This window comes from Albidovulum denitrificans, from assembly GCF_002973535.1.
GTDB classification, from domain to species: Bacteria; Pseudomonadota; Alphaproteobacteria; order Rhodobacterales; family Rhodobacteraceae; genus Albidovulum; species Albidovulum denitrificans.
The window spans coordinates 12147-33233 of the sequence record NZ_PVEP01000010.1; the positions used below are offsets into that span (position 1 = coordinate 12147).

Genomic DNA, 21087 nt, shown 5'->3' on the forward strand with positions numbered 1-21087 from the left:
GCCAGTCCACAGGTCCGTGCGGGCGGCACGGGGGAGGTCGGCAAGGGATCGGGGTGCGGGAAACGGTGACGCGGGGCCGGATCAGCGGCGTCTGGCGGCCTTGCGGGCGCCACGCTGCCAGGGGAGGATCAGGTCGGACCGGGTGCTTTCGGCCAGAACCCATTGCATCCAGCGACGCGTCGGTTTCATGAAGTGCTCCTTTGCCTCAAGACGCGGCCTGCATTGGGCCGCCGGTGCCGGATCTTGCGCCCGGCTACGTCCTTCATCGCACCGCAATGCGGCGGGTTTTGGGCAAGGGTGGAGGGATTGTGTGGCTTTTGCCGTGGCGGTCAGGGCGCCCGGTCAGATGCGGATGGCCGAGATCAGGCGGCCGTAATCGGCTTCATGCCGGTGGACGGAGCGGCGGTAGCTGTAGAAGCGCGCGGCATCCTCATAGGTGCAGTGCCGGGTCCATTCGGCAAGGCCGACGCCGTGGCTGCGCAGCCGGTGCAGTCCGAAGGCGGGCAGGTCGAAATGGACCCGGTCGCCGCTGCCACCGGCGAAAAAGCGGCCATAGTCGGGGTCTTCGGTCAGGAATTCCTCAAGAAACTCGGGTCCGACCTCATAGGCGCGCTGGCTGATGGTCGGGCCGATCACCGCGCGGACCTTTTCGCGTCGCGCGCCAAGCGCCTCCATCGCGTCCACCGTCGCCTCAAGCACGCCGCCCAGCGCGCCGCGCCAGCCGGCATGGGCCGCGCCGATGACCTTCGCCTCGGGGTCGGCGAACAGGACGGGTTCGCAATCGGCGGTCAGGACGGTCAGCGCGATGCCGGGCGTCGCCGTCACCAGCGCATCGGCGCGGGGGGAAGAGGAAAGCGGCCCGGTCACGGTGACGACATCGGCGGAATGCACCTGATGCAGGCCCGCAAGATCGGTGGCGGCGACGCCAAGCGCCTCGGCCACACGGGCGCGGTTGATCGCGACCGCCTCGCTTTGGTCGGACGATCCCGCGCCGCAGTTCAGCCCCTGGAAGATGCCCGAGGATGCGCCGCCCTTGCGTGTGAAGAAACCGTGCCGGAACGGGGCGAGCGCGGGGTGGGTCAGGATTTCCAGCGTCATCGCATGGGGTCCAGTCCGGGCGGGGTCGCGTTTCCGGCCGGATAACAGGCCAGTACCTTGAACAACTGACCCATTTCTTCGGCATCGGTCAAGCGGCGATGCGCGGCGCGGTGGCTTTGCAGCGCCTCGCCGCCAAGATTGCGCGCCAGCGCCTCGGCCCGCGCGCCGATGCCCAGACGGGTCAGGAATGCGCCCTGCGGGGTCATCGCGCTGACGTCGCAGCCCGCGCCCCGGAACGCCGCCGCCAGCGCCTGAAAATCCACATGCGCGGTCAGGTCGGCCTCTCCCGGTGTGGCGAAGGGGTCCTCGAACCGATGCGCGCGCAGCGCTTGAAGCGTGTCGCCGCGCGACTGCCAGCCGCCATAGTCGATGGTCAGGGCGATACCGCCATGGGCGGCGATGCGGCGGGCGATTTCCGTGGCGATCGCGGGCAGGGCGGGGCAGGTTTCGACCATCCCGCCCTCGGCCGTGTCTTCCAGCCGGTCGGTCAGCTCGCCATAGCGCGTTTCCGGCCCGAAGGCGGGGGCAAGCCGACCCTCGGCCGCTGTCACATGCCGCTCCCGCCAGCCCGCGCCCGACCGCAGGAATTGCCGGATCGGCAGGGCGTCGAAGAACTCGTTGGCGATCAGGTAAAGCGGGCCTTCGGGCAGGTCTTCGACACGGTCATGCCAAGCGCTGACCGCCGCACCAAGGGTCGCCGCCTGCCGCGCCCTCAACGTCGGTGAGGTTTCCACCAGATGCACACGCGCCGCGTCCACCAGCCCCGGCACGGACTTCATCGCCCGCAGCGTATCGGCCATCAGCGTCCCGCGCCCCGGCCCGATCTCGGCCAGCACAAAGGGGGCAGGGCGGCCCTGATCCAGCCAGCACTGGGCGAGGAAAAGGCCGATCAGTTCCCCGAACATCTGGCTGATTTCCGGCGCGGTGGTGAAATCGCCCGCCTGCCCGAAGGGGTCGCGGGTGGAATAATAGCCATGGCGCGGGTGCATCAGACATTCGGCCATGTATTCCGCGATGGTGATCGGCCCCGTGGCCGCGATCCTTGCGGCGAGAATCCCGGCCAGCGGTGTCATGCCCGCGCCTTCGCCCGCACGATCAGCCAAAGGCCCGCAAGGATCATCGGCAGCGACAGAAGCTGTCCCATCGACAGCCCGACGGGGCCGAGTTGCAGGACATGGCCCAGCGGGTTGCCCGCCGTGATGAACTGCGCGTCGGCCTGACGGACGAATTCGACGATAAAGCGCGATAGGCCATAGCCGGTCAGGAAGGCGCCGGTGATCAGGCCCGGCCGCTTCAGCGCCCCCCGCGACAAGAGCAGCAACAGGATCAGCCCGAGGATCAGCCCCTCCATCCCGGCCTCGTAAAGCTGGCTCGGGTGGCGGGCGCAAAGTCCCGGCTCGATACCCGCGCAATCCTGCGCCGCCGGGCCGGGGAAGATCACGCCCCAGGGCAGATCGGTCGGGCGGCCCCACAGTTCAGCATTGATGAAATTCGCGATCCGGCCAAGGAAAAGGCCGACCGGCGCCACCAGCGCCATCGCGTCCGCCACCTGCATCGGCGGCGCGCCATAGCGGCGGCAGAACCACAGCCCCGCCACCACGACGCCAAGGAAGCCGCCGTGAAAGGACATGCCGCCTTCCCAGACCTTCAACACCTCAAGCGGATGGGACAGGTAATAGCCCGGCTGGTAGAACAGCACATAGCCCAGCCGACCGCCAAGGACGACGCCGAGGATGACGGCGGTGAACAGATCCTCCACCCGCCGTGGCTCCATCGGCGCTGTGTCGGCGGGCCAGAGACCGGGCCGCTTCATCAGCGCCACAAGGATGCGCCAGCCGATGACAAGGCCGATGATATAGGCCAGCGCGTAGAAGCGCAGCGTCAGGTCCCAGCCGAAAAGCGGGATCGTCAGGCCGTTGGGAATGTCTGGAAAGCGGATCGCGGCGAGCATGTGTCCTCCTGCGGCCTCTCTCAGACCTTCTCCCTGCGGCGAAGTCAACCTTGAGCTTTGCGGCGCCGGTGCGCATATAGGCCACAAGACCGAGATGGCCCGAACGGAGGCACCAGATGACCGGACCGAACAAGCTTTTCGACGATCTGTCGAAGCTTATGACCAATGCCATGGGCGTCGCACAGGGGGCGAGGACCGAGGCCGAGACGGCGATGAAGTCCTGGATGGACCGCTGGCTGGCCGACCGCGACTTTGTCACGCGCGAGGAATTCGATGCGGTCCGCGCCATGGCGCAGAAGGCGCGGGAAGAGAATGAGGCGCTGAAAGCCCGGATCGAGGCGCTGGAAAAAACGAAGCCCGCCAAGGGCTGAGCGGTCGGGGATGCTGCCCTCGGAAAGCGATTTCGCAGACTGGATCGGGCGCAGCTTCACGCGCCGGGAGCCGGTCGGCGAAAGGTTGGTCGAGGGGTTTCGCGCGACGCTGGGGCCTTGGCTGGCCGATCAGGACGCACCACCGGGGCTGCACTGGTGCCTTTGCCCCGACATGGTGGGGGCCGATCAGCTTGGTCGCGACGCCCATCCGCGCACCGGCCTCTTTCTGCCCGCCCTGCCATTCCCGCGCCGGATGTGGGCGGGTGGATCGCTTGACCTGACGGGCCGGTTCCGCCCCGGCGATCTGGTGACGCGGACGACGACCATCGAAAGCATCCGCTTCCGGCAGGGCCGCAGCGGTCCCCTGGGCTTCGTCGCCGTCCGGCATCTTTATGCGGTGGACGGGCAGATGGTGCTGGATGAGGTGCATGACATCGTCTACCGCCCCGATCCCGTTCCCGGCACGGCAGAGACGCCGCCAGTTGCCCCCGACCTCGGCGCGCCCCTTGATGCGATGGAACTGACCCCTGATCCGGTCCTTCTCTTCCGGTTCTCCGCGCTGACCTTCAATGGCCACCGCATTCACTACGATCCCCCCTATGCGACCGGGGTTGAGGGCTATGACGGCCTTGTCGTGCATGGGCCGTTGCAGGCGGTCCTGATGCTGAACCTTGCCACGCGGGTGCTTGGGCGGGCGCCGCGAACGTTCCGCTACCGGGGCCTGTCGCCGCTGACCGTCGGCAAACCCATCGCGGTCGAGGCGCATGGCGGGCAGGGCGGTCTTGCCCTGCGGGTGCGCATCACGGGCGGCCCGGTCACGATGGAGGCGGCGGCGGTTTAAGCCTTAGCCATGCCAGGCCGCGACGGTCTTCAGCGTGGTGAAGCCGTAAAGCGCCTCAAACCCCTTCTCGCGTCCGTGGCCCGACTTGCCGGTGCCGCCAAAGGGAAGCTCGACCCCGCCGCCCGCGCCGTAATTGTTCAGGAAGACCTGCCCCGCGCGCACCTTCCGCGCCATCCGCATCGCCCTCCCGAGGTCCTGCGTCCAGACCCCGGCGACAAGGCCATAATCGGTGCCGTTGGCGATGGCGGTTGCCTCCTCCTCATCCTCGAAGGGGATGACGACCTGCACCGGGCCGAAAATCTCGTCCTGCGCCAGAACGTGATCGGGCCGCGCATCGGCGTAGAGGCGGGGTGTCAGGTAAAAGCCCCCGGCGGGCGCGTCTTTGGCGATCCTCCCCTCGGCGGCCAGCGTCAGCCCGTCCGCCAGCGCCAGCATCCCCGCGATGCGGTCCTTCTGTCGGGCCGAGATGATCGGGCCAAGGTCGAGGTCATCAAGCGCCGGACCCGCGGTCAGCGCAGCGATTTTCGAGCCCATCTTCTCCACCACCTCCGCATAGCGGCTGCGCTGGACCAGAATGCGCGACCCGGCGGAACAGGTCTGCCCGGCGTTCTGGATGCCCGCATTGACAAGGAAGGGCAGCGCGCGGTCCAGATCGGCATCGGCGAAGACGAGTTGCGGCGACTTGCCGCCCAGTTCCAGGGTCACCGGCACGATGTTCTTCGCCGCCGCCTCCTGCACCATCCGCCCGACCGGGACCGAGCCGGTGAAGGAGACGTGGTTGACGCCGGGATGGGCGGCCAGCGCCGCGCCCGCCTCGGCGCCAAGGCCGGTGACGATGTTGATCGCGCCGGGCGGAAAGCCCGCCTCTTCCGCCAGTCGCGCCAGCGCCAGCGCTGTCAGGCAGGCATCCTCGGCCGGTTTCACGACACAGGCATTGCCCGCCGCCAGCGCTGCGCCCACGGACCGTCCAAGGATCTGCATCGGGTAGTTCCACGGCACGATATGGCCGGTCACACCATGGGGCTCGCGCAGCGTATAGACGGTATAGCCGTCCAGATAGGGGATCGTCTCGCCCATCAGCTTGTCGGCCGCGCCGCCGTAGAATTCCATGTAGCGCGCCATCGCCAGCGCATCGGTCCGTGCCTGTTTCAGGGGTTTGCCGACGTCCAGCGCCTCGATCCGGGCAAGGTCTTCGGCGCGGTCCTCGATGATCCGCGCCAGGCGCAGCATCAGCCGCCCGCGTTCCGCCGCCGTCAGCCGCCCCCAGGCGCCGTCCCGCGCGGCCCCGGCCGCCGCGACGGCGGCATCCACATCCCCGGCCCGCCCGCGCGCGATCGTGCAAAGAAGCGTCCCGTCCGAGGGGTTGGCGACCTCAAGCACCTCGCCCGCCGCCGCAGGCCCCCAGACCCCGCCGATCAGGATCTCATCCGCCGGAAACCACGTCACGCCATGCTTCGCCATCATCGCCCCCGCCTATTGCCGCGCCGAGGAAGTCACAGCGGCGGGTCGGGGTCAAGGAAGGGGCGATCAGCCCCGGCTGGCGACGGCGGCCTGATAGCGGTCAAGTTCGCCGATCAGCGCCTGACCCGTGGGGCGATCTTGGCGCGCGCAGAACTCTGCCCAGACGGCGGCGAAGGGCAGGTCCTTGACCTCCTCGGTCAGAAGAAGGCGCGCGGTATGGTCCAGCCTCTCTTCCGCCGCCTTCAGCCGCGCCTGCGGCAGAAGAAGCGCGCGCAGAAGCGCCTTTTGCATGTTGCGCGTGCCGATGACCCAGGCCGCCGTCCGGCTGATCGTGGCATCGAAGAAATCAAGGCCGATATGGGTCCGCCCCAAGAGGTCGGCGAAGACAAGTTCCTGCGCCATGGACAGGATGTCGTCACCAAGAAGGATCACATGATCGCTGTCCCAGCGCATCGGGCGCGAGACGTGCAGCAGGATCTCATCCACCGACAGGGCGACGGAGGACAGCTTGTCGGCGACATTCTCCGTCGGGTGGAAATGGCCCATGTCGAGGCATAGCACCATGTCCTTGCGGATCGCGTAGCCAAGGTAGAATTCGTGGCTGCCGACGGTGCAGGCCTCGACCCCGATGCCAAAGAGCTTCGATTCCACGGCGTCCCGCATATGGGCGCGGTCGTGGCTTTCCGCCGTCATCGCGTCCAGCGAGGCTTCAAGCCGCCGCCTTGCGGCCATGCGGTCCACGGGAATGTCCTTGTAGCCGTCCGGTACCCAGATGTTGTTGACCGCAGCGCTTCCCAGTGCCGCTCCGATCCGGGCGGCAATCTCGCGCGTGCGGCGGCCATGTTCGATCCAGAAATCGCGGATGCCCGCGTCGGGATGGGCAAGCGTCAGGTTGTCGTCGGCCTTGGCATGGGCGAAGAAGGTCGGGTTGAAGTCGATGCCGATCCCCTGATCCCTCGCCCAGTCCACCCAAGGGGCGAAATGGCGATATTCGATCGCGTCGCGGTCCGGGCTTTCGTCGGTGTCGAGGTAGCAGGCATGCAGGTTCAGCCGGTGCTTGCCGGGGATCTGCGCATAGGCGAATTCCAGGTCCGCGCGCAACTCGTCCGGGCTGCGCGCGCGGCCCGGATGGTTGCCGGTGGCCTGAATGCCGCCGCCCGAGGTGCCGGATTTCTTCTCGAACCCCGCCACATCGTCGCCCTGCCAGCAATGGACCGAAATCGGGATGGTCGCGATCCGGGCAAGTGCTGCCTCGGTATCGACGCCCCAGTCGGCGAAGACCTCTTTCGCGATGTCATAGCTTCTGGACATGGCCGTTCCCCCCCTGACCTCAGCGCGTGAAGGCCTGCACGTTGCCGGCATCGACATTCAGGATATTGCCGGTGGATTTCGACGCGTGGTCGGAGGCGAAGAAATACGCGGCTTCGGCGATGTCCTCGGGGTAGACCGAGCGTTTCAGCATGGAGCGCTGGCGATACATCTCCTCCAGCCCCTCCTTGTCGGTCTTGTAGGTCGAGGCGCGTTGGTCGAGCCATTCGCCCGACCAGATCTTCGACCCGCGCAGCACCGCGTCGGGGTTGACCACGTTCACCCGGATGCCCGCCTCGGCCCCTTCCAGCGCAAGGCAGCGGGCCAGATGGATTTCCGCCGCCTTGGCGGTGCAATAGGCCGAGGCATTGGGCGAGGCGGCAAGGCCGTTCTTCGAGGCGACGAAGATGATCGACCCACCCATGTCCTGCGCCCGCATCATGCGGAACGCCGCCCGGCTGACGAGGAAATAGCCGGTGGACAGGATGTCCATGTTCTTGTTCCAGAGCGCGAGCGAGGTGTCCTCCACCGGCGCGGATGAGGCGATCCCGGCGTTGGAGACAAGGATGTCGACCCCGCCGAATTCGACCGCCATCACTGCATAGGCGGCAGCGACGGCGGTTTCGTCGGTGACGTTCATCGCCACCGTGCGCACCACGTCCTTGCCGTGCCGTTTGGCCAGTGCCGCGCCGGTATCGGCCAGCGCCGCCGCGTCGATATCGGCCAGCATCACGCAGGCGCCCTCGGCCAGGTAGCGCTCGGCCGTGGCCGATCCGATGCCACCCGCCCCGCCGGTCACCAGCGCGACGCGCCCGGCCAGCGATTTCGGCTTCGGCATCCGTTGCAGCTTTGCCTCTTCCAGCAACCAGTATTCGATGTCGAAGGCCTCCTGCTCGGGCAGGCCGACATAGGTGCTGACCGAGGACGCGCCGCGCATCACGTTGATGGCGTTGACGTAGAACTCGCCCGAGATTCGGGCCGTCGCCTTGTCCCTGGCGAAGGTGATCATGCCGACGCCCGGCACCAGATAGACCACCGCGTTCGGGTCGCGCAGGGCGGGGCTGTCGGGGTGCTTGCAGCGGTCGTAGTAGGCCGCGTAGTCGGCCCGGTAGGCCGCGACCGCATCGGCAAGGCCCGCCAGCGTGGCGTCGACGTCCGGCCGGGCGGGATCGAAGGCCACGACCAGCGGCCGGATCTTGGTGCGCAGGAAGTGGTCGGGGCAGGAGGTGCCAAGCGCCGCGAGCGGTTCCATATTCCTTGCGTTGACGAATTCCAGCACCGCGTCGCTGTCGTCGAAATGGCCGACCATGGCCTGCTGGCCCGAGATCATGCCCCGGATCGCGGGCATCAGGCGGCTGGCGACGTCGCGGCGCTGATCGGCGGGCAGGCTTTGGTGCTTCGCGCCGCCAAAGGCCGGGACGCCCGCGGTGCGTTCGGCGAACCAGTCCATCGCCTGCTGGATGACCCGCAGTGTCAGCTCGTAGCACTCCCTGGCGTCATCGGCCCAGGTGAACAGCCCGTGGCTTTCAAGGATGACGCCCTTGGCATTGGGGTTCTCCCGACAGAAGGTCTCAAGCCACAGGCCCAGTTCATAGCCCGGCCGCTTCCACGGTAGCCAGCCGATCTCATCCCCAAAGATCTCTTGCGTCAGCGCCTTCGAATTCTGCGACGCCGCAATCGCGATGATCGCGTCGGGGTGCATGTGGTCGACGTGTTTCTTCGGCACATAGGCGTGCAGCGGCGTGTCGATGGAGGCGGCGCGCGGGTTCAGGTTGAAGGTGCAGTGGGGCAGGTAGCCCACCATCTCATCCTCGAACTCCGGCCCGCGATAGACGCCTTTCAGCGCGTTCAGCTTGTCCATGTAAAGCGTCGCGAAACCGTCCATCCTGATCGACCCGACATCGCCGCCCGATCCCTTGACCCAGAGGACCTCGACCGCCTCGCCGCTCAGCGGGTCCGTCTCCATCGCCTTGGCCGAGGTGTTGCCGCCGCCGTAATTGGTGATGCGCTTGTCGCTGCCCAGCAGGTTGGAGCGGTAGAGGAGCTTTTCCGATTCGCTCATCCCCTTTGCCCTGCCGTCGTCCCAGCCGTTTGCAAGGCGCTGATTCTCAGCGGTTTTCAGCATCGTTTCCTCCCGACAGGCGCGGGGGACGTCATGTCCCCGAATGCCGGAACGGTGCAGGGGGTGCGGCAGAATGTCAATCAGTTTCAGTCATATCCAATCATGCTGCGACGCAGAATGATTGATTGTGATTGTTTATGATTGACACATGGCGAGAATCCCCGCACCTTTCCTGGTGGGAGGCCATCATGCTTGAAACGGAACGCCACAGGATCATCCTCTCTGCCGTCCAGGACCGGCCGGTGGTGACGGTCGTCGATCTTTGCGCCCTGACCGGCGCGTCCGAGGCGACGATCCGGCGCGACATCGCCACGCTTGATGCGCAGAAAAAGCTGCGCCGGGTCCGGGGCGGGGCGGAATCGATCAACCCGCCGCAGATCGTGGGCCTTGCCGGGCGTCCCTTCGTCTTCAACGAACAGATGAACATCGCGCAGAAGCAGGCGATCGCCCGCGCCGCGGTGGCCCTGTGCGAGGATGGTGAACCGATCATCATCAATGGCGGGACGACGACATTCCAGATGGTGCATCCGCTGGCGACCCGGCGCTTGCAGGTCTTCACCAATTCCTTTCCGATCGCGGAACATCTTCTGAAGCATTCGAAGAACACGATCCTGCTGCCGGGCGGGGCGATCTACCGCGAGCAGAACATCATCCTGTCCCCCTTCGACAATGACGTGTCGAAGAACTTCTACGCCCGGCGCATGTTCATGGGCGCGCAGGGTGTCGGGCCGCTTGGCCTGATGGAGGCGGACCCGCTTCTGATCCAGGCGGAACAGAAGCTGATCGGCCAGGCGGAGGAACTGGTGCTGCTGGTCGATTCCACGAAATTCCGCAACAGGTCCAGCCTGGTGCTTTGCCCGCTGAAACGGGTTCATACGCTCATCACCGACGAAGGCATTTCCGACCGCGACGCCGCGATGTTGGAGGCCGCGGACATCAATCTGATCGTCGCCCCGGTGGCGGCGGCACAGCAGGAGGGGGCGGCCTCCTGACCGCCGCCCGCCAGAACAGACACGCTTGCTATCATGGGAGGTCCAGCAAGATGAAACGGCGCACGTTCACGACACTCACCACAGGGCTGACGCTTGCCGCCTGCCTGATGGGTACTTCGGCCATGGCGCAGGACAAGACCCGCATCGCGCTGGTCGTCAAGGCGCTTGGCATCGGCTTCTTCGAGGCCGCGAACAAGGGCGCGCAAGAGGCCGCGACCGAGCTTGGCGATGTCGAGATCATCTATACCGGCCCGACCGACACGACGGCGGAGGGCCAGATCGAGGTCATCAACTCTCTCATCGCGCAGCAGGTCGACGCGATCGCGATCTCGGCCAATGACCGCGACGCGGTGGCCCCGGCGCTGAAGAAGGCGATGGATCGCGGGATCACCGTCATCTCCTGGGATTCGGGCGTCGCGCCGGAAGGTCGGCAGATGCACCTCAACCCGTCCTCGAATCCGCTGATCGGCAACATGATCATCAAGCTTGCCGCCGACAACCTGCCCGATGGCGGCGATGTCGCGGTGCTGTCGGCCTCGGCCACGGCGACGAACCAGAACACCTGGATCGAGGAGATGAACAAGGTCCTGCCCAACTATCCGGGCATCAACGTCGTGGCGACCGTCTATGGCGACGACCTTGCCGACAAGTCCTACCGCGAGGCGCAGGGCCTGATGCAGTCCTACCCGGACCTCAAGGCGATCATCGCCCCGACCAGCGTCGGCATCGTCGCGGCCGCGCAGGCGGTGGAAGATGCGGGCAAGGTCGGCCAGATCAACGTGACCGGCCTTGGCCTGCCCTCGGAAATGGCGGGCGCGGTCGAATCCGGCGCGTCGAAAAGCTTTGCGATCTGGAACCCGATCGACCTTGGCTATTCGGCGACGATGATCGCCTATCACCTCGCCAAGGGCGACGCGACGGCCGAACCCGGCGCCGCGATCCCGATGGGCCGGATGGGCAGCGTCACGCTGGACGACAACAACGAAGGCGCGATGGCCGATCCCTTCGTCTATGACGCCTCGAACATCGAGGCGTTCAAGTCGATCTTCTGATCGGCCGACCCCTTCCCCGGCGCGGACGCTCCCCCGCGCCGGGTCCCTGATCCCGGCAGAGACGGACCGATGCAAATGCAGGCCCTTTCCGCTCAGGCGGACCCATCAGACATGCCCCCGGTTCTGGCGCTTGACGGCGTCACCAAGACCTTTCCGGGGGTGCGGGCGCTGTCAGAGGTGTCGCTGAACCTCTATCCGGGCGAGGTCACGGCGCTGGTCGGGGAAAACGGCGCGGGCAAGTCCACCGTGGTCAAGATCCTGACGGGGATCTACCAGCCCGACGGCGGCACGATCCGCGTCGATGGCGCGGCGGCGCGGTTTCCCACCGCGCAGGATGCCGCCGCGGCGGGCATCACCGCGATCCATCAGGAAACGGTCCTTTTCGATGAGCTGTCGGTGGCCGAGAACATCTTTCTTGGCCACGCCCCGCGCGGCCGCTTCGGCCTGATCGACACCGCGCGGATGATGTCGGCGGCGCGCGACATCCTGCACGGTATCGGCGCCGAGATCGACCCTTCGGTGCGGCTGCGCGACCTTGGCATCGCCAACAAGCACCTCGTCGCCATCGCCCGCGCGCTTTCCATCGACGCCCGCGTGGTCATCATGGACGAGCCGACCGCAGCGCTGAGCCACAAGGAGATCGAGGAGCTTTACGAGCTTGTCGAAAAGCTGAAAGGGCAGGGCAAGGCGATCCTCTTCATCTCGCACAAGTTCGATGAGATCTTTCGCATCGCCGACCGCTACACGGTCTTTCGTGACGGCCAGTTCGTCGGCGCGGGGCGGATCGCCGAGGTCAGCGAGGGCGATTTGGTGAAGATGATGGTCGGCCGCCCGGTCGATCAGATATTCCCCTCGCGCAGCCATCAGGCGGGCGATGAGGTGTTGCAGGTCGTGGGCTATTGCCACCCGACGGAATTCGATGACATCGGCTTTACCCTCAGAAAGGGAGAGATCCTTGGCTTTTACGGCCTTGTCGGGGCGGGGCGGTCGGAATTCATGCAGGCGCTTTTCGGGATCACCGAGCCTTCGAAAGGGGTGACGAAGATCGACGGCAAGGTCCGCGTCATCCGCTCGCCCGCCGATGCGGTGGCCAATGGCATCGTCTATGTGCCTGAGGATCGCGGCAAGCAGGGTGCGATCACCGCGCTGCCGATCTTTCAGAACGTCACGCTGCCCTCGCTGTCGCGCCTCTCGCGCGCCGGGTTTCTGCGGCTGGCCGAGGAATTCCGGCTGGCGCGCGACTATACCGGCCGCCTTGACCTGCGGGCGGCCTCGCTCGATACGCCGGTCGGCAATCTTTCGGGCGGGAACCAGCAGAAGGTGGTGATCGCCAAATGGCTGGCGACGCAGCCCAAGATCATCATCCTTGATGAGCCGACCAAGGGCATCGACATCGGATCGAAGGCGGCGGTGCATGACTTCATGGCCGAGCTTGCGGCGCAGGGGCTGGCCGTCATCATGGTCAGTTCGGAAATCCCCGAGGTGCTGGGCATGTCCGACCGCGTGATCGTGATGCGCGAGGGCCGGATCGCGGCCGAGCTGTCGGGCGCCGGGATGACACCGGAAACGCTGGTCCGCCACGCGGCGGGCATTTCGGAGGTGCGGAGATGATCAAACGGCTTGCCACCACGCGCGAGGCGATGCTGCTGGCCGCCATCGTCGTGCTGATCGCCCTGATCTCAACCCGGTTCGGCGATTTCGCGACGCCCCGGAACCTTGCCAACGTCTTCAACGACACCGCGCCGCTGATCCTGCTGGCCATCGGCCAGATGATCGTGATCCTGACCAAGTGCATCGACCTGTCCGTCGCCGCCACCCTTGCGCTGACGGGGATGGTCGTGGCGATGCTGAATACCGCCGCGCCGGGCGTTCCGGTGGCGGTGATCCTTCTCATCGCCGTTGCGCTTGGTGCGGCGCTTGGCGCGGTGAACGGCTTTTTCGTCTGGAAGCTTTCGATCCCGCCCATCGTCGTGACGCTGGGGACCATGACCATCTTCCGCGGCATCATCTTCCTGATCTCCGATGGCGCATGGGTCAACGCGCATGAGATGTCGGCCGCCTTCAAGGGTTTTCCACGCCATGTCATCCTTGGCCTGCCAATGCTGGGCTGGATCGCGATCCTGGCGGTGGTCCTCTTTCATGTCGTCACCACCCGCACGCCGCTGGGGCGCGCCTTCTTCGCGGTGGGCGGCAATCCCCATGCCTCGGTCTATACCGGGATCGACGTCGGGCGGACGCAGTTCTGGGCCTATGTCATCTCGGGCGCGCTGGCCGGGCTGACGGGCTATCTCTGGGTGGCGCGCTACGCCGTCGCCTATGTCGATATCGCCGGCGGGTTTGAACTTGACGTGGTCGCCGCCTGCGTGATCGGCGGGGTTTCCATCGCGGGGGGCAGCGGGTCGGTGATCGGGGCGCTTCTGGGGGCGCTGTTCCTTGGCGTCATCAAGAACGCGCTGCCGGTCATCAATATCTCCCCCTTCTGGCAGCTTGCGATTTCGGGCAGCGCGATCATCATCGCCATCGCGCTGAACGCACGCGCCAGCCGGGTCAAGGGGCGGGTCATCCTCAAACGGGCGGAGCATGCGGCATGACGACGACCGAACGCCATATCCCCGACAGGCTGACGACACCCCTCGCGCGGGTCCTGAAAAGCTGGGAAACGCTGCTTCTGGCGGTCGCCGTCGCGATCTTCATCGTCAATTCGCTGGCCTCGCCCTATTTCCTGAACGCCTGGAACCTGAGCGACGCGACCTTCAACTTCACCGAAAAGGGGATGATCGCGCTGGCCATGGCGCTTCTCATCGTCGCGGGGGAAATCGACCTTTCGGTCGCCTCGATCATCGCGCTGGCCTCGACCGCCATGGGGGCCGCCGCGCAGGTCGGGGCGGGACCGGCGGCGCTGGTCCTGATCGGGCTGGGCGTGGGCCTTGCCTGCGGGGCGTTCAACGCCGTCCTGGTGACGGTGATGGGCCTGCCCTCGATCGTCGTCACCATCGGCACGATGAGCCTGTTTCGAGGGATCAGCTACATCGTCCTTGGCGACGGGGTCTATGGCGGCTATCCGGCCGGGTTCGACTATTTCGGCCAGGGCTATGTCGTCTGGGTGCTGAGCTTCGAGTTCGTGCTGTTCCTGATCCTGGCCGTGATCTATGCCATCGTGCTGCACAAGACGAATTTCGGCCGCGCCGTCTATGCCATCGGCAACAACGCGACCGGGGCGCTCTTTTCCGGGATCCGGGTGAACCGGGTGAAGTTCATCCTGTTCCTGCTGACCGGCCTCATGTCCGGGCTGGCCGCGGTGTGCCTGACCTCGCGCCTCGGGTCCACCCGCCCCTCGATCGGCGTCGGGATGGAGCTTGAGGTGGTGACGATGGTCGTCCTTGGCGGGGTCAATATCCTTGGCGGTTCCGGTTCCATCCCCGGTGTCGTGATCGCGGCCTTCGTGATGGGGCTTGTCACCTTCGGGCTGGGCCTTTTGAATGTGCCGGGTATCGTCATGTCGATCTTCATCGGCGCCCTCTTGATCGGGGTCATCGCGCTGCCACGGCTCTGGTCGATGATGCGTCGCGGGTGATCGGGGGGAAGATGGAGAAATACGCCTTCAGGATGCAGCTCAATCCGGGGATGAGCGCGGAATACAAGCGTCGGCACGACGCGATCTGGCCCGAGCTTGTGGTGCTTCTGAAGGATGCGGGCGTGTCGGACTATTCGATCCACCTTGACGAGGAGACGCACACCCTGTTCGGCGTCCTCTGGCGGGCGGAGGATCACGGGATGGACGCCCTGCCGGACCATCCCGTCATGCGGCGCTGGTGGGCGCATATGGCCGACATCATGGTGGTGAAGCCGGATAACGAACCCGTCGCGACACCGCTTGTCACTGTCTTTCACATGCCATGACCACGCCCCGCCACGTCGCCGTCATCGACATCGGCAAGACCAACGCCAAGCTGGCGCTGGTCGATACCGAAAGCCTTGTGGAAATCGCCGTCCTGACGCGGCCGAACATCGTGCGGCCGGGGCCACCCTGGCCGCATTTCGACCTGGGGGGGCATTGGCAGTTCCTGCTGGCCGGTCTGGCAGAGTTTCAGCGCAGCCATGGCATCGACGCGATTTCCGTCACGACGCATGGTGCCTCCTGCGTGTTGCTGGACGGCGCGGGGCGGCTGGCGGCGCCGATGCTGGATTATGAACATGCCGGGCCGGACGAGATGCGCGCGGACTATGACAGCATCCGCCCGCCGTTTTCGGAAACCGGGTCGCCGCGTCTGGGGATGGGGCTGAACGTCGGCGCGCAGCTTTATTGGCAATTCGCCACCGATCCGGGGTTGAGGGATCGGGTGCGGGCGATCCTGACCTATCCGCAATACTGGGCCTTTCGCCTGACGGGTGTCGCGGCCACGGATGCAAGCTCCCTGGGCTGTCATACCGACCTCTGGAACCCTTACGCCGGGCGGCTGTCCTCGCTGGCGCAGCGTCTTGGGATCGCGGACCGGATCGCGCCCACGCGGCCCTCTTCGGACATCCTCGGCCCGGTTCTGCCGGGGATCGCGAAGGCGACCGGCCTGCCTGCCACGACCCCGGTCCATTGCGGTATCCACGATTCCAACGCCTCGCTTCTGCCGCACCTTCTTGGGCAGGCCGCGCCGTTTTCGGTCGTGTCCAGCGGGACCTGGGTCATCTCCATGGCGCTGGGCGGTGCTGCCGTCACGCTTGACCCGGCGAAGGACACGCTGGTGAACGTGAACGCCCTTGGCGATCCGGTCCCCTCGGCCCGGTTCATGGGCGGGCGGGAGTTCGACCTGCTGCTGGCGGAAGGATACCGCGACCCGACCGATGCGGAGGCGCTGGCTGTGCTGGACGAAGGGGTCATGCTGCTGCCCGCCGTGGTGCCGGATACCGGCCCGTTTCAGGGGCGCGCCGCCCGCTGGACAGCGGGAGAGCCGGAGCCGGGAAGCGGGACGCGATCCGCGGCGGTCGGCTACTACCTCGCGCTGGTCACCGCGCGCTGCCTGACGCTGATCGGGCATCGGGGAACGATTCTGGTCGAGGGGCCGTTCGCCCGCAACGGCGCCTATTGCGACATGCTGTCGGCGGCGACGGGCAGCGCGGTCGCCAAGGCGGGCAGCGCGACGGGGACAAGCCAGGGGGCGGCGCTGCTGGCCGCGCCGGGCGCCATTTCAGGGCTGCGCTATGCCGATCATGCCCCGCCGCGCGCGCGTGACGCGATGCAGCGCTATGCCCGGCGATGGGCGGAAGCGGTCGGCGATTAAAGCGTTTCGGGCTATCGTTGAGAGAGTAAGTATCAGAATTCGAACGAAATAAGTTCGAATTCTGATTCAGTGTAAACCCGAAATGCTCTAGCGGATCGTGAAGCCGCCATCGGCCATCAGGGTGGCGCCGTTGATGATCCCCGCCTCGGCCGAGGCGAGGTAGAGCGCCGCCGCCGCGATCTCGGACGGTTTGGCGAAGCGGCCGACGGGGATCTCCGCCCGGTGCCGGTCGCCCTTCTCGCCCGCCCAGCCGACGATTGCCATCGGTGTTTCCACCACGGTCGGCGCGATGGCGTTCGCGGTGATGCCGTGGCGTGCCCATTCGACGGCCATCACCTGCGTGAGGTTGACCAGCCCCGCCTTGCTTGCGCCATAGGCCGCGTGTTCGGCGATGGCGACGACACCGGCCTGCGAGGCGATGTTGATGATCCGCCCCCGCCCGCTGACCTTCAGGAAGGGCAGGGCGGCGGCCCCCATCAGCCAGGGCGCACGCAGGTTGATGGCCAGCGTCCGGTCCCAGGCGGCGATGTCGGTTTGCTCGGCCGGGAAAATCACGCCATAGCCCGCGTTGTTGACGAGGATGTCGATCCCCATCTCCGCGCCGATCCCGGCCACGGTCCGGGCAATGGCGGCGGGGTCCGCAAGGTCAAGCTGGTAGGCGCGATGATCGCCGCCGAGGCGGGCGGCAAGGTCGCTGGCATCCTTCACATCGACCAGCGCCAGCCGCGCGCCCGCCTTGGCAAAGCCTTCGGCCATTGCCGCGCCGATACCGCCCGCCGCGCCGGTGATGAGGGCCGTCAACCCGCTCAGATCGGTCATGGCAGCGCCTCAGATGTCGAAATTGGTGGGCAGCACGATCATGTCGCGGATCGTGACGTTGCGCGGACGGGTCAGCATGAAGACGATGCTGTCGGCAACCTCGGACGGCTCGATCAGCGAACCGCTTTCCTTCGCCTTCCTCAGGTTCTCCTCCGGCCAGTCGGCCAGAAGCGCCGAAATCACCGGACCGGGAGAGACCTGGCTGACCCGGATGCCCTTCTTGTTCAACTGCCGCCGCATGGTCTGCACGAAGCAGGTGATCGCCCATTTGGACCCGGAATAGACCGGCTCCCACGGGATCGCGGAATGGCCGGCCACCGAGCAGGTCACGACGATGTCGCCGGTGCCGCGTTCGGCCATATGCGGGATCACGGCGTGGACGTTCTTCATCACCGCGTTGATGTTGAGGTTCAGCATCCGGTCGATGGTGGCGGCGTTCGTCTCGGTCAGGTCACCTCCGATATAGGTGCCTGCGTTGCAATGCAGGATGTCGATCTGGCCGACCTTCTCCAGGATCTCCGGCACCATCGCGTCGCAGCTTGCGGCGTCCAGCAGGTCGGTCACCTGCGCCACGGCCCGGTCGCCGTGCTGTGCCGTCAGCCGGTCCAGCGCCGCCCTGTCGCGGTCGACGAAGACGACCCGCGCCCCTTCCGCGATCAGCGCCTCGGCCGTCGCAAGGCCGATGCCCGAGGCCGCGCCGGTGATGGCCGCGATCTTGCCGTTCAGTTTGCCCGTCATGTCCCTGATCCTTCGTTCAATGTGTGGTATAGCCGCCGTCCGCGATCAGCGTCGCGCCGGTGACATAGGATGCGGCGTCCGACGCCAGAAATAGCGCGCAGGTGGCCATCTCCTCGGGCTCTGCGAAGCGGCGCATCGGCGTGTTTTCCGTCCAGACGCGGTTCCAGTCGGCATTGGCGATGCCCCCCGCCGTCATGTCCGATATGACGTAACCGGGCGCCAGCGCGTTCACGCGGATGCCCCGGCCCGCATATTCGAAGGCCATCGTCGTCGTCATCTGGTGGATCGCGGCCTTGGAGGAGTTGTAGGCGACCTGAAGCTGCGGCGTGTTCGCGACATAGCCGGAGATGGAGCCGATGTTGACGATGGCGCCCGATCCCTGATCCAGCATCGGTCTGATCGCCTCGCGCGCGATGCGGAACGGGGCGGTAAAGTTCGTGTCCATGATCCGCGCCAGCTGGGCGTCGGTGAAGTCGTGGAAATCGCCGTTATCGGCAACCCCGGCATTGTTGACCAGCACGTCGAGCCTGCCGAAACGCTCCAGCGCCGCGGTGACGATCCGGGCGGGGGCGTCTTGCCCGGTCACGTCGGCCTGCACCCAGGCAAAGCGGTCGGGATCGCTGGCCAGAAGTTCCTTCAGTGCGGGCGTTTCCGACCGGCTGGTCAGCAGGCATCGCGCGCCGACCCCGCCGAACAGTCGGGCGATGGCAAGGCCGATGCCCCGGTTGGCGCCGGTGATCAGGGCGACCTTGCCGTCGAGGCGGAACTGGGATGGGGTCATGGGGTCCTCCGGGTGGGTCAGGCGGCCGCACCGCCGGGCTGGCAGGCGGCGTGATAGGTTTTCAGGCTTTCGGTGACGCGCCAGATCAGAACCTCATCGGGGTCAAGGGGCGCGTCGGCAAAGCGGGCGGCGGCGGGCATGTGCTGCCAGAACAGGGGCCGCGGCACGGATTGCCCCGCCAGCGCCTCCGTCAGCCGCGCCACGGCGGCCTCGGCCGCGGGTGCGGTCCAGTAATAGCGGATGCGGTCGGACAGCGAATAATGCCGCAGAAGGCGCGCGGGGCCGGTGCGGTAATGGCCCTGCCAGTGGTCCGGCGCGGCGCACATCAGCCCCTCCATCGCCCGGTATAGCGGCCTGTCGCCATAATCCGGCAGCAGGTCCGAGGCGATCAGGTCCAGCGCATAGAGCGCCTCGCGCAGGACGAAGGTCAGTTCCGGCCCGACCTTGAGGACGGCAAAGCCGTCGGTGACAAGGGCGCTCAGCGGTGCCGCGCCCTGATAGTCGGTGGAATGCGCCTCGAACACCAGCGCGGGGTGGTGGGCCAGAACGCCGGTCAGGGCGCGGGCCTTGGCGGGGTCATAGAAGACCACGTTCTGATTGCCGAACTCGACGCCCGGTTGCACCACGATGCCCACCACGCGGGCCAGCGCATCGGCCAGCCCGCGTTCGGCGAAGACGCGGGCGTGAACCGCGAAGGTCCGGTCGGCATTGGCCGGGGCGGTGGGGGTGATCGCGTCAAGCGCATGGTCGGCGCCGCCGGGGGGCGGGACCTCGGTCCCGATGATGTAGACCGGCATCGGCCCGCCCGCCTTGCGCGCGGTATCCTCCGCGACGGCGGCAAGGCGCGCGGCGCGGGCGGCGACGGTCATGTCGTCGGGCGGGGCGGTGTCGTCGGCGCAGGCCATCGAGGCGTCGAGATGCAGCTTGAGGAACCCGGCCCCGGCATAGGCCGCGACCATGCGTTCGGCCTCGGCCATCGCCGTCTCGGCCGGAAGGTGGCGCCAGGGGTTGGGGCCAAGGTGATCGCCGCCCAGCACGATCTGCCCCTCGGGACAGCCCTCCTGCCGCGCGAGGTCGCGCACCAGCGCCACGAAATCGGTGGGCGTCATGCCGGTATAGCCGCCCTGATGGTTGACCTGGTTGCAGGTCGCCTCGATCAGCACGGTCGCGCCCGTCTCGCGCCCGTGGCGCAGGGCGGCGCGCAGCACGACCGGATGGGCGGAACAGACCGAGGTGATGCCCCGTGGCGTTCCGGCCCGGAAAAGCGGGGCGAGATCGGTCAGCGCCAGCGCCATCACGCCCTCCGCCCGGTTTCGGCGATGAAGCGGTCCAGCTCGTCCCGCGTCCCCGCGCCTTCCATCGGGCCGCGTACCGTGACGTTGCGCGCCCCGGCGGCATTGGCATAGGTCAGCGCCATGGCCGGGGCCATGCCCAGCCTGCGGCAGGCGACATAGGCGCCGCCAAAGCAATCGCCCGCGCCGGTCGGATCGGTCTCTGTCACCGCGAAAGCCGCCGCGTCATGGCGCGTGCCATCGGCGAGGAGCGCCGAGGACCCCGCCGCGCCGCGTTTCAGCGCGATTTCCCGGACGCCGGCGTTGAAGAGGCGGTGCAACGCGGCGCTTTCCCCGATAGCCGGGTCCAGCCCGGCAGCGATGTAAAGCTCTTCCCCCGAGGGCAGGATCAGGTCCGACAGCGCCACGATCCGGTCGAGCCGCGCGCGCAGGTCGCCGTCCGAGGCAAGCTCGGGCCTGAGGTTGGGGTCAAGCGACACGGTGCCGCCGCGTGCCTTGAGCGCCGGGGCCGCGCGGGCGATCATCTCCCACACCTGCCGGTGGCCAAGAAGCGTCCCCATGACATGCAGATGCCCGGCCCGCGCGATCAGCGCCTCGGCCTCGGGCGTCCAGCCGATCCGGCCGGCGGCAGAGGTCCACATGTTGAAGACGAAATCGCGGCCGCCATCCGCGCGGTAGCGCACGAAGGCCGATCCGGTCGGAAGGTCCGGCACCACCGCCACGGCAGAGACATCGACCCCGTCGCGCCGCAGCCGGTCAAGGTTCAGCCGTCCGAAATCGTCCGCCCCGACCGCGCCGATCATCGCGGCCGCGCCGCCCATCCGGCCGCACTGGTCGATGAAGATCGCCGGGGCGCCGCTGGGGTAGGGGCCGTAAAGCGGCTGCGGCTCGGCAAAGCCGTTGCCGGGCGTCGTGGCGACGATCTCCACCAGGATCTCGCCGATCGTCACGGTCGGGCCAAGCGTATCGGGGGCAAGCGTCATCGGCG

At 67.0% G+C, this 21087-nt stretch carries 20 protein-coding genes; 9 read left to right on the forward strand and 11 right to left on the reverse strand.

All coding sequences use genetic code 11. The features are described from left to right. Nucleotides 1–342: 342 nt before the first annotated feature. The 3 genes from pgeF to lgt are packed head-to-tail and all read right to left on the reverse strand — an operon-like array spanning nucleotide 343 to nucleotide 3049. A complete protein-coding gene (gene pgeF / locus LX70_RS17215) occupies nucleotides 343–1098 on the reverse strand; it encodes a peptidoglycan editing factor PgeF (protein WP_105516030.1) in 756 nt (251 codons plus the stop codon). Then, nucleotides 1095–2171, reverse strand: coding sequence for a class I SAM-dependent methyltransferase (locus LX70_RS17220; RefSeq protein ID WP_105516031.1), 1077 nt, complete (start codon nucleotides 2169–2171; stop codon nucleotides 1095–1097). Before LX70_RS17220 ends, pgeF begins: the two co-directional genes overlap by 4 nt. After that, entirely contained in the window at nucleotides 2168–3049 is an 882-nt protein-coding gene (lgt, locus tag LX70_RS17225) for a prolipoprotein diacylglyceryl transferase (protein WP_105516032.1), read from the reverse strand. The genes LX70_RS17220 and lgt overlap by 4 nt, the downstream gene beginning before the upstream one ends. A 116-nt stretch (nucleotides 3050–3165) precedes the next feature. On the opposite strand from lgt, the gene LX70_RS17230 reads away from it, so the two are divergent. Both LX70_RS17230 and LX70_RS17235 read left to right on the forward strand, forming a co-directional pair. Further along, a complete protein-coding gene (locus tag LX70_RS17230) occupies nucleotides 3166–3420 on the forward strand; it encodes an accessory factor UbiK family protein (protein WP_105516033.1) in 255 nt (84 codons plus the stop codon). A gap of 10 nt (nucleotides 3421–3430) precedes the next feature. Then, nucleotides 3431–4261 carry an HTD2 family dehydratase gene (locus LX70_RS17235; RefSeq protein ID WP_105516034.1) on the forward strand — a complete coding sequence of 277 codons (831 nt, stop codon included), beginning with the start codon at nucleotides 3431–3433 and terminating at the stop codon, nucleotides 4259–4261. A gap of 3 nt (nucleotides 4262–4264) precedes the next feature. Here the strand turns inward: LX70_RS17235 and LX70_RS17240 are convergent, their stop codons facing one another. The 3 genes from LX70_RS17240 to LX70_RS17250 form a co-directional block, all read right to left on the reverse strand. Then, nucleotides 4265–5722: an aldehyde dehydrogenase family protein gene (locus LX70_RS17240; protein ID WP_105516140.1), complete on the reverse strand. Its 1458-nt coding sequence runs from the start codon at nucleotides 5720–5722 to the stop codon at nucleotides 4265–4267. Between the two features lie 66 nt (nucleotides 5723–5788). Next, a complete protein-coding gene (locus tag LX70_RS17245; RefSeq protein ID WP_105516035.1) occupies nucleotides 5789–7033 on the reverse strand; it encodes an L-rhamnose isomerase in 1245 nt (414 codons plus the stop codon). 19 nt (nucleotides 7034–7052) lie between these two features. Further along, nucleotides 7053–9155, reverse strand: a complete 2103-nt coding sequence (locus LX70_RS17250; protein WP_105516036.1) for a bifunctional rhamnulose-1-phosphate aldolase/short-chain dehydrogenase — start codon at nucleotides 9153–9155, stop codon at nucleotides 7053–7055. 185 nt (nucleotides 9156–9340) lie between these two features. Between LX70_RS17250 and LX70_RS17255 the strand changes: the two genes are divergently transcribed. From LX70_RS17255 to LX70_RS17285, 7 genes are all read left to right on the forward strand, one after another. Next, nucleotides 9341–10144, forward strand: coding sequence for a DeoR/GlpR family DNA-binding transcription regulator (locus LX70_RS17255; protein ID WP_105516037.1), 804 nt, complete (start codon nucleotides 9341–9343; stop codon nucleotides 10142–10144). Between the two features lie 107 nt (nucleotides 10145–10251). Next, nucleotides 10252–11196: a rhamnose ABC transporter substrate-binding protein gene (gene rhaS, locus LX70_RS17260; RefSeq protein ID WP_425430602.1), complete on the forward strand. Its 945-nt coding sequence runs from the start codon at nucleotides 10252–10254 to the stop codon at nucleotides 11194–11196. A 69-nt stretch (nucleotides 11197–11265) separates the two neighbouring features. Beyond that, nucleotides 11266–12807 carry a sugar ABC transporter ATP-binding protein gene (locus LX70_RS17265; protein WP_211301751.1) on the forward strand — a complete coding sequence of 514 codons (1542 nt, stop codon included), beginning with the start codon at nucleotides 11266–11268 and terminating at the stop codon, nucleotides 12805–12807. Then, nucleotides 12804–13787 carry an ABC transporter permease gene (locus LX70_RS17270; protein ID WP_105516040.1) on the forward strand — a complete coding sequence of 328 codons (984 nt, stop codon included), beginning with the start codon at nucleotides 12804–12806 and terminating at the stop codon, nucleotides 13785–13787. Before LX70_RS17265 ends, LX70_RS17270 begins: the two co-directional genes overlap by 4 nt. Beyond that, a complete protein-coding gene (locus tag LX70_RS17275; protein WP_105516041.1) occupies nucleotides 13784–14770 on the forward strand; it encodes an ABC transporter permease in 987 nt (328 codons plus the stop codon). Before LX70_RS17270 ends, LX70_RS17275 begins: the two co-directional genes overlap by 4 nt. Nucleotides 14771–14781: 11 nt before the next feature. After that, nucleotides 14782–15096: an L-rhamnose mutarotase gene (gene rhaM / locus LX70_RS17280; protein ID WP_105516141.1), complete on the forward strand. Its 315-nt coding sequence runs from the start codon at nucleotides 14782–14784 to the stop codon at nucleotides 15094–15096. Further along, nucleotides 15093–16469, forward strand: coding sequence for an FGGY-family carbohydrate kinase (locus tag LX70_RS17285; RefSeq protein ID WP_105516042.1), 1377 nt, complete (start codon nucleotides 15093–15095; stop codon nucleotides 16467–16469). The genes rhaM and LX70_RS17285 overlap by 4 nt, the downstream gene beginning before the upstream one ends. An 87-nt stretch (nucleotides 16470–16556) precedes the next feature. Here LX70_RS17285 and LX70_RS17290 read toward each other — a convergent pair whose 3' ends face one another. From LX70_RS17290 to LX70_RS17310, 5 genes are read right to left on the reverse strand one after another with little or no spacing between them, the layout of a single operon-like run. After that, nucleotides 16557–17288 (reverse strand): SDR family oxidoreductase, encoded by a 732-nt coding sequence (locus LX70_RS17290; RefSeq protein ID WP_105516043.1) that lies wholly within the window; start codon nucleotides 17286–17288, stop codon nucleotides 16557–16559. Nucleotides 17289–17297: 9 nt separating this feature from the next. Further along, entirely contained in the window at nucleotides 17298–18026 is a 729-nt protein-coding gene (locus LX70_RS17295) for an SDR family oxidoreductase (RefSeq protein WP_105516044.1), read from the reverse strand. A 16-nt stretch (nucleotides 18027–18042) separates the two neighbouring features. Next, complete coding sequence (locus LX70_RS17300) at nucleotides 18043–18807, reverse strand: SDR family NAD(P)-dependent oxidoreductase (protein WP_105516045.1); 765 nt, start codon at nucleotides 18805–18807, stop codon at nucleotides 18043–18045. 17 nt (nucleotides 18808–18824) lie between these two features. Beyond that, the gene (locus tag LX70_RS17305) at nucleotides 18825–20102 is read right to left on the reverse strand and encodes a class II D-tagatose-bisphosphate aldolase, non-catalytic subunit (protein WP_105516046.1); all 1278 of its coding nucleotides are present in this window, start codon (nucleotides 20100–20102) and stop codon (nucleotides 18825–18827) included. Beyond that, nucleotides 20102–21082 carry a tagatose kinase gene (locus LX70_RS17310; RefSeq protein ID WP_105516047.1) on the reverse strand — a complete coding sequence of 327 codons (981 nt, stop codon included), beginning with the start codon at nucleotides 21080–21082 and terminating at the stop codon, nucleotides 20102–20104. The genes LX70_RS17305 and LX70_RS17310 overlap by 1 nt, the downstream gene beginning before the upstream one ends. Between the last annotated feature and the right edge of the window lie 5 nt (nucleotides 21083–21087).